The organism is Facivitalis istanbulensis (assembly GCF_040560405.1).
GTDB lineage: Bacteria > Pseudomonadota > Alphaproteobacteria > Sphingomonadales > Sphingomonadaceae > Sphingomonas > Sphingomonas istanbulensis.
This window is the reverse complement of record NZ_JAVSCQ010000055.1, coordinates 1-7641: the sequence shown is the minus strand read 5'-3', so window position 1 is coordinate 7641 and position 7641 is coordinate 1. Positions and strand designations below refer to the sequence as shown.

General features: G+C 64.4%; 10 protein-coding genes and 1 tRNA gene. 2 read left to right on the top strand and 9 right to left on the bottom strand.

Translation table 11 applies throughout. From position 1 onward, the window contains the following. Window positions 1-839: IS256 family transposase (locus RN629_RS17940; RefSeq protein ID WP_407036460.1), on the top strand; the 839-nt coding region annotated here is incomplete at its 5' end. Here the strand turns inward: RN629_RS17940 and RN629_RS17935 are convergent. The 4 genes from RN629_RS17935 to RN629_RS17920 all read right to left on the bottom strand — a co-directional run bounded on the left by RN629_RS17935 (window position 752) and on the right by RN629_RS17920 (window position 3607). Further along, window positions 752-1903: a hypothetical protein gene (locus RN629_RS17935; protein WP_407036459.1), complete on the bottom strand. Its 1152-nt coding sequence runs from the start codon at window positions 1901-1903 to the stop codon at window positions 752-754. The two genes, RN629_RS17940 and RN629_RS17935, sit on opposite strands and share 88 nt — an antisense overlap. A 27-nt stretch (window positions 1904-1930) precedes the next feature. After that, a complete protein-coding gene (locus RN629_RS17930) occupies window positions 1931-2245 on the bottom strand; it encodes a hypothetical protein (protein ID WP_407036458.1) in 315 nt (104 codons plus the stop codon). Window positions 2246-2357: 112 nt separating this feature from the next. Next, window positions 2358-2432, bottom strand: a tRNA-Gln gene (locus RN629_RS17925). Between the two features lie 77 nt (window positions 2433-2509). Then, the gene (locus RN629_RS17920) at window positions 2510-3607 is read right to left on the bottom strand and encodes a branched-chain amino acid aminotransferase (RefSeq protein ID WP_407036457.1); all 1098 of its coding nucleotides are present in this window, start codon (window positions 3605-3607) and stop codon (window positions 2510-2512) included. Window positions 3608-3664: 57 nt separating this feature from the next. Between RN629_RS17920 and RN629_RS17915 the strand changes: the two genes are divergently transcribed. Continuing rightward, window positions 3665-4162: a MarR family transcriptional regulator gene (locus tag RN629_RS17915; protein ID WP_407036456.1), complete on the top strand. Its 498-nt coding sequence runs from the start codon at window positions 3665-3667 to the stop codon at window positions 4160-4162. 149 nt (window positions 4163-4311) lie between these two features. Here RN629_RS17915 and RN629_RS17910 read toward each other — a convergent pair whose 3' ends face one another. From RN629_RS17910 to RN629_RS17890, 5 genes are all read right to left on the bottom strand, one after another. After that, the gene (locus RN629_RS17910; RefSeq protein ID WP_407036455.1) at window positions 4312-5109 is read right to left on the bottom strand and encodes a pyrroline-5-carboxylate reductase family protein; all 798 of its coding nucleotides are present in this window, start codon (window positions 5107-5109) and stop codon (window positions 4312-4314) included. Next, a complete protein-coding gene (locus RN629_RS17905; RefSeq protein WP_455189845.1) occupies window positions 5106-5612 on the bottom strand; it encodes a YbjN domain-containing protein in 507 nt (168 codons plus the stop codon). The genes RN629_RS17910 and RN629_RS17905 overlap by 4 nt, the downstream gene beginning before the upstream one ends. Window positions 5613-5747: 135 nt before the next feature. Continuing rightward, on the bottom strand, window positions 5748-6005 hold the full coding sequence (locus RN629_RS17900; RefSeq protein ID WP_407036454.1) for an accessory factor UbiK family protein: 258 nt from the start codon (window positions 6003-6005) through the stop codon (window positions 5748-5750). 22 nt (window positions 6006-6027) lie between these two features. Continuing rightward, window positions 6028-6546, bottom strand: a complete 519-nt coding sequence (locus tag RN629_RS17895) for a TspO/MBR family protein (protein WP_407036461.1) — start codon at window positions 6544-6546, stop codon at window positions 6028-6030. 121 nt (window positions 6547-6667) lie between these two features. Then, on the bottom strand, window positions 6668-7402 hold the full coding sequence (locus RN629_RS17890; protein WP_407036453.1) for a TlyA family RNA methyltransferase: 735 nt from the start codon (window positions 7400-7402) through the stop codon (window positions 6668-6670). Window positions 7403-7641 lie beyond the last annotated feature (239 nt).

The following is a 7641-nucleotide window of genomic DNA, read 5'->3' as shown; positions in this document are numbered from 1 at the left end:
CGGGCATCTCGAAGTCGAGCGTGTCCAAGCTGTGCAAGGACATCGACGAGCGCGTGAACGCCTTCCTGAAGCGCCCGCTCGCTGGCGAGTGGCCGTACCTCTGGCTGGACGCCACCTACCTCAAGGTCCGCGAAGGCGGCCGCATCGTCTCGGTCGCTGCGATAATCGCCGTTGCCGTCACCACAGAGGGCAAGCGCGAGATCGTCGGGCTGCACATCGGACCCAGCGAGGCCGAGCCATTCTGGTCGACCTTCCTGCGCGACCTCGTCCGACGCGGCCTGAAGGGCGTCAAGCTGGTCATCTCCGATGCGCACGAAGGCCTGAAGGCGGCGATCACCCGCATCGTCGGCGCCACATGGCAGCGCTGCCGCGTGCATTTCAGGAGAAACGCACTGGCCCATGTGCCCAAGGGCCAGACCACCATGGTCGCCGCGGCGATCCGGCAGGTCTTCCTCCAGCCCGACCATGCCGCCGCCACCCAGACCTGGCGCCACGTCGCCGACCAGCTGCGTGCCCGCTGGCCGAAACTCGGCGCCTGCATGGACAACGCCGAACACGACGTGCTCGCCTACATCACCTTCCCCGAGCAGCACCGCACCAAGCTGCACTCCACCAACCCGTTGGAACGGCTCAACAAGGAGGTGAAGCGCCGCGCCGACGTGGTCGGCATCTTCCCCAACGAGGACAGCATCACCCGCCTCATCGGCGCCGTGCTGCTCGAACAGAACGACGAGTACCAGATCCAGAACCGCTACATGCAGATCGAGGGCATCGCCGCTCTCGCCACACCACAGATCGAGGAGGTGACGCCGCTACAGATTACACCCAAGGCCGCCTGATCGATGCAGCCCGGTGCCACACCCGAAATTACACCACGTTGACGGACACGACCATCACGCTCCGTCCGTTCGTCGCGCTCCTCTTCCACGAGAATGTAGTCGGAGAAATCGAGCACCCGCATTTTCGTCTTGCTGGCAAGCCATGTGGACAGCTTTTTCAGGTTGGCGAAGTGCCTATTGATCGTACCGACATCCAATCCGATCGTGAAATTAATGGCTTCTTCGTGCTTCTCCGCCTCCTCCACCCGGTTGGCAGCCTCAAGGCAGATGTCTTCGATCTTCATCGGCTCGTGCCGCACGGACTTGTGATGCGTGGAAGGCATGCGGTTGAGCTGGTCGTAGAACCGGTTGATATCCTCCTGCCTCGTTCGCGCCAAGGGCTTGCCGCCATTGGACTTGCCGAACAAGAAGGCTGCCGCCTTAAACTGACGCCGCTGACTGTCGGCCCAAGTCTTCGCCTGCGACTTGGGCTTGTTAGCGGCCGCTTTGGTCACGGTGGCGCGCCCTCGGGCCTTTGGCTTGAGGCTCATATACGCCTCAACTACCTCCAACGGGCTCATGCGCGCGTAGCGCTGCCTTTCCGCTTTCTCGTCCTCCCCATCCTCCTCATCCCATTGCTCGGGATCGGCCGCGACATTCGCCGCCGTCTGCGCGGACATGGGGGCTGGCGTTGGAGCTACGATTTCTGCAGGCGAAGGAGCCACCGTGCCAAGGGATCGCATAATGGTCGCCGCGACGGCCATTCGATCGGCCATATCCTGCAACGCCGGATCGCCGTACGACGCCGCAGCCGCCGCTCGCGCCTGACACATGATATGACGGGCGGCCCCACTCCGGTCGCCGGAGTCGTCCACACCCACGCGGCGCAACAGGTCTCGCGCTTCGTTGAGCAGGTGCTCGGGCAATTCGGGGGTTCGACCGAGCATTGCATAGAGATGCCCGCGAGCTTCGTCGTCCAAGTCGGCAAAGCGGCGATCGAAGCCGCCTACATAATCGATACCAAGATAATCGGTGAAGCCATTGTCGGCAAAATCGCGGTTCACCGCACTATAGATGGCCCGCATCTGCGCGAAGCGTTCCGCGACATGGCCTTAGCCGTCCTGCTGGATCGACTGGTGCTGATAGGCCAGCATATTTCGGTAGCGGATCATCTCCTCCTGGAATACGGCACTTGCTTGGTCGGCGGTTAGGCCGTCTCGCTCAATCTTCTCGTACAGGCTCATCCGCACCGTCTCGCTCTGCCCGGTCATCGCGACCGCGCGTCGACGCGCGACCGGCTGGTCCTTCGTCAGAAGGCTGACCATCATTACTACGGTTATAGGTTTTGCGCTCGCTGGCGCCAAACGCAGTCTTCGCCGCCACCAATAGACCGCACTGCGGCGGGTGACGTTCTCGATCGCTGGCATCAGGGACTGGCTCCATCGACTGGCGTCAGTTGACGCCACTGCGATGGTTGAAGCCCTGCCAAGTTACCGAAAACCGCGGTTTTCCGTCCCCTTAGCTGGGGCAATCAGTGCTTGGCTGGGGCGGCAGGATTCGAACCTGCGTATGACGGTACCAAAAACCGTTGCCTTACCGCTTGGCGACGCCCCAGTGGAGAGGCGCGCCTTATACCGGGCGCGCCGTGCTTGAAAAGCCCCTATATCGGTGATTTCACGGCCTCGACCCGATCAGCCCAGGCGGCGCATCCAGCCATGCGGGTCCGGCGCCTGGCCGCGCTGGATCGACACGAGCTGTTCGCGCAAGCTGGCGGTCAGCTGGCCCGGACCGCCGGTGCCGACCGTAAAGCTGCCTGCTGGCTCGGCGACACGGCCAATGGGGGTGACGACCGCCGCCGTGCCACAGGCAAAGGCCTCGACCAGTCGCCCGCTGACCGCATCGGCGCGCCACTGGTCGATGGCATAGGGCTCTTCACGCACGGTCAGGCCCTGCGCGCGCGCGATGGTCAGGATCGAATCGCGGGTGATGCCGGGCAGGATCGTACCGGTGAGCGGCGGCGTCACCAGCGAGCCGTCGTCGAACACGAAAAAGACGTTCATGCCGCCCAGTTCCTCGACCCAGCGGCGTTCGACCGCGTCGAGGAAGACCACCTGGTCGCAACCATTGGCGATCGCCTCCTTCTGCGCGAGCAGGCTGGCCGCATAATTGCCGCCGCACTTGGCCGCGCCGGTGCCACCGGGCGCCGCGCGGGTGTACTCCTGGCTCACCCAGATCGACACGGCGGGCGCACCGCTCTTGAAATAGGCACCGACCGAGGAGGCGATGACCATGTACAGATATTCGGAGGACGGCTTTACGCCCAGAAAAACCTCGCTGGCGAACATGAAAGGACGCAGATAGAGCGCGCCGCCATCCTGTTCGGGAATCCAGTCGCGCTCGACCGCGACCAGCCGCTCGACCGATTCGAGGAAGAGATTTTCCGGCAGCTCGGGCATCGCCATACGCCGCGCCGAATCCTGGAAACGACGCGCATTGGCCTCCGGCCGGAACAGCGCGGTGCCGCCATCGGCCAGATGATAGGCCTTCATCCCTTCGAAGATCTCCTGCGCATAATGCAGGACCGATGCGGCGGGATCGAGGCTGAGCGGCACGCGCGCGGTGATCTGCGCATCATGCCAGCCCTTTTCGTCACTATAGCGGATCAGCGCCATGTGATCGGTAAAGACCCGACCGAACCCCGGATCGACCAGACGCGCCGCCCGCTCGCCTGCCGCCACCGGGGTCGTGCAAGGATCGAACCGAAACGTAAGGGAGGGGGACGCTGCCATGATCTTCTCTCTGTTTTGGGTTGCCGTGGCCTAGGACGTGTGAGTAGACGGGTCAACATGGCTGCCTCGAACCAGTCCGCATCGGCACAGTTTCTTCGTGAACCGGAACTCCGCAGGGGTCTGGAATTGCTGTATTTCGGCAACGCCCACCTTGTGCGATCGATCGACCGTGGTCTCGCCGCGCAGGGGCTGGGTCGTGCTCATCACCGCGCTTTGTATTTCATGGCGCGCAAGCCCGACATGACGGTCAGCGAACTCCTGTCGCTGCTGGCGATCACCAAACAATCGCTTGGCCGCGTGCTGAACGAACTCATCAGCCGCGACCTGGTGGAGACCCGGCCGGGGGATCGCGATCGGCGGCAAAGGCTGTTGCGACTGACCGCGACGGGTGCCGCCATGGAGACCGACCTGTTCGACGCGCTGCGCGAAAAGCTCGCCAAGGCCTATGCGCGGGCCGGACAGCAGGCGGTGACGGGGTTCTGGACCGTACTGGAAGGCTTCATCCCCGAACCGGAGCGGGCGCGGATCGAACAGCTTCGCGCCAATGACGGCTGATCGCCGACCCGACTTACCCAAGACACGCTGAGGTTATGCCGGACGGCGCTCAAGGCAGCGCCTCGCGGCGGAACAGATGCTGATGCACCTGACCGTTCCAGCCTCTACCCGGATGAGAGCTCCATCAGCAGGGCCCGTCATCACCCGTTTCAGCGCGCGGCGGCGGCCATTTCGCGGTTGCGGCGCTCCGACGCCGTCAGTGTTGCGGCGATCAATCGCAGCAAGCCGTCATCGGCATCCAGCACGTTCAGCCCCTCGCGGGTCGAACCTCCGGGGCTGGCAACCCGATCGGCCAGCGCCGATGGCGACACATCCGCGCGGATCGCCATGGCCCCCGCGCCATCGACCGTCGCCAAGGCCAAGCGCTGCGCCAGTTCCGGGGCGAGGCCCAGCGCGACACCCGCCTGTGCCATTGCATCGATGAAACGGAATACGAAGGCCGGGCCACAACCCGCCAGCGCCGTCACCGCATCGAACCGCGCCTCATCGTCGATCCAGGCGGCAAGGCCCAGCGGCTGCGCGAACGCATCGGCGGCGGCACGGACCGCAGGATCGGTCGAACAAGTATAAAGCGCGGTTACCCCCTGCCCGATCGCGACCGGCAGATTGGGCATCATCCGAACCACCGCGCCCGCCGGAATCCGCGCCGCCAGCGCCTGTTCCTCGACCCCGGCCAGGATCGACAGCAGCAGCGCGGGGCGAAGATGCGCCAGCGTCGACGCGATATCGCCCAGTTGCTGCGGCTTGAACCCGAGCATCAGCGTCGCGGGCGCCTCATCGACCGGCAACGCGGTCAGCGAACGCACGCCGTCCGGCACGCCCCGACCGGAGCGCGTGACGACGGTCACCTGCAGAGGGTCCAGCCCCTCCGCCAGCCACCGGCGCAGCATCGCGCCCGCCATATTGCCGCACCCGATCAGCCAGATCGGCCCTTCGGGGAAGCTCACGCTTCGCCCTGCGTTTCGATCAGCGCGGCGGCCAGGGCCTCACGCGGGGTCTTTCCGCCCCAAAGGACGAACTGGAACACGGGATAGAAGCGCTCGCACTCCTCGATCGCCGATTCGACCAGCAACTCGGTCGCATCGAGCGAGATCGTGCCATCCTCTCCGCCATCCACCATCGCGGCGTGGCGATACAGGAGAATGCCGCTGTTGGACCATAGCTCGAAATGGCCGATCCACAGCTGTTCATTGACGAGTGCCAACGCCTCGTAAATGCTCGCGCGGCGATCCTCGGTCACCTTGATGTCGGGAAAAGCCAGGAATTGCAGGACGCTATCATCGTCCCGCCACAGGGCGCGCAACTCGTAACTGGCCCAGCTACCCTTGACCGTCGCCACGATCTCTTCGTCATGGCGCTCATGCTCCCATCCATGCGCGGCGAAATACGCCTCCAGCATATCGATGGGTGCCGAATCGTCGGCGTCATGATCGGTCGATTCAAGCATCATGGCTTCCTGCGAACAAAACCGGACCGGGACAGGTTGCACCCTGCCCGGTCACGCCGCAAGCCGCCAATGCCGGAAAGCTGTGGATAGCTGCCCCACCATTGGGGAAGGGCAGCCCCCCGGCGTGGAACGAACCGCTCAGGACTCGGTCCCGTTCAGCCTGGCCTCCAGCGCATCGAGACGGGCCTTCAGCGCATCCACTTCGTCGCGCGCGGCGACGGCCATCGCCTTGGCCACCTCGAACTCCTCGCGGCTGACAAAGTCGAGGCCACCAATCCATTCGCGCGCGCGCGACCGGGCGCTCGCCTCGGCCTCGCGCCCCATGCCCGCGACCGTCCCGGCCAGGCCGTTCATCACCTTGGCGAAATCGTCGAAAATCTTGTTGTCGGCCTGCATGATCAAAATCCCAGAAATCGTTTCACAGCATTTGGGAGGTCTGCGCGCCCGGCACAAGAGTTTCCGCACCGGGATTGAGCTGCCCGATCCGCCAGGTCAGCACGCCCGCAAAGGACAGGCATATCAGATAAGGTAGCATCAGCCACGCCGCGCCACGCCGAATACGCGCAAAGGCGAAAGTGGTCGCGATCGACAGCAGGAGGATGGTGCCCATCAGCATGATCGCCAGCCCGACCCGATGCGCGCCGAAAAACAGCGGCATCCAGCTGAGATTCAGCACGAATTGCACGACGAACAAAGTGATGGCCAACCCCCGCCCCGCCGCGCCGCGCGCATTGAGGATCATCGCCAGCGCCAGGCCGATCAGGATGTAGAGCGTGGTCCAGGCAACCGGGAAGACCCAGTCCGGCGGCGTCAGTTCGGGCTTGGTCAACGCCCGGTACCACTCGCTCTCGCTGCCCGAAGGCACGGCACGCCCCGACGCGAAGCCGAGCAGCAGGATCAGCGGCACGACCACGACCGCCCAGCGCACGAACGACATTCTCAACTGTCCCTTCGACGCGATCGTGCCCACTCGTTTCTCTTTCGTTATGATGCAGTCGATCTGCCGCACTGCGTCCATGGAGTAAACGAAAAGCTCAACGCGGCCGCGCGACGCCCGTTCAATTTCGGGATGCGGCGACCAGAAACTCGATATTGCCCTCCGGGCCGGTGATAGGGCTTTGTACGACCCCCACCACGGACCAGTCCGCCCCGGTCAGCCAGGCGACGACCTCGTCGCAGACCCGTGCATGGACCACCGGATCGCGTACCACGCCGCCCTTGCCGACCTCGCCGCGCCCGGCCTCGAATTGCGGCTTGATAAGCGCGAGCAGGCGGGCGGACGGGCCGGCAAAACTGATAGGCCGCTCCAGCACCTTGGCCAGCCCGATGAAACTCGCATCGCACACGATCATGTCGATCGGTTCGGGGATATGCGCCTCGGTCAGGATGCGGGCACTGGTCTGTTCATGGACGATGACGCGCGGGTCCTGCCGCAGTGACCAGGCGAGCTGGTTGGTGCCGCTATCCACCGCATAGACCCGCGCGGCGCCCTTTTGCAGCAGCACGTCGGTGAACCCGCCGGTCGAGGACCCGACATCGATCGCGACCGCACCGGTCACGTCCCAGCCGAAATGGTCCAGCCCATGCGCCAGCTTGATCCCGCCGCGCGACACCCAGGGATGGTCGCGGCCACGCACATTCAACGCGACATCCTCGACCAGTTGCTGGCCGGGCTTGGCGACCTTCGCCTCGCCCGCGAAGACCAGTCCCGCCATGATGAGCGCCTGCGCCCGCGCGCGCGACTCCACCAGTCCACGATCCACGAGCATCTGGTCGACACGCTGTTTGGCCATGCGCGCTCGTATCCCGCCCCTCCCCCCATCGCAAGCCGCCTTCGGTCCAGCGCAATGGCTATTGCCTATCTTTTTAGTGGGAATATAATGGATGCAAGGATCGGCAGCCGATTGTAGCGCGACATCGTCGGTGACTGGTCAGCGACATTGATGGTGATGTGTCAGCGGTGACGTTGGGGATAGTGTCACACGAGGTTGGCCTGGATCAAGAGGCGTTGTCGCGCAGCGATGTCGCTGGC

What these genes read in the sequence shown, in the direction of transcription:
- RN629_RS17905 (WP_455189845.1), bottom strand. Translation starts at nt 5,612, where the DNA reads ATGATGCTTGAATCGACCGATCATGACGCCGACGATTCGGCACCCATC.
- RN629_RS17920 (WP_407036457.1), bottom strand. Translation starts at nt 3,607, where the DNA reads ATGGCAGCGTCCCCCTCCCTTACGTTTCGGTTCGATCCTTGCACGACC.
- RN629_RS17900 (WP_407036454.1), bottom strand. Translation starts at nt 6,005, where the DNA reads ATGCAGGCCGACAACAAGATTTTCGACGATTTCGCCAAGGTGATGAAC.
- RN629_RS17890 (WP_407036453.1), bottom strand. Translation starts at nt 7,402, where the DNA reads ATGGCCAAACAGCGTGTCGACCAGATGCTCGTGGATCGTGGACTGGTG.
- RN629_RS17935 (WP_407036459.1), bottom strand. Translation starts at nt 1,903, where the DNA reads ATGCGGGCCATCTATAGTGCGGTGAACCGCGATTTTGCCGACAATGGC.
- RN629_RS17895 (WP_407036461.1), bottom strand. Translation starts at nt 6,546, where the DNA reads ATGTCGTTCGTGCGCTGGGCGGTCGTGGTCGTGCCGCTGATCCTGCTG.
- RN629_RS17915 (WP_407036456.1), top strand. Translation starts at nt 3,665, where the DNA reads ATGGCTGCCTCGAACCAGTCCGCATCGGCACAGTTTCTTCGTGAACCG.
- RN629_RS17930 (WP_407036458.1), bottom strand. Translation starts at nt 2,245, where the DNA reads ATGCCAGCGATCGAGAACGTCACCCGCCGCAGTGCGGTCTATTGGTGG.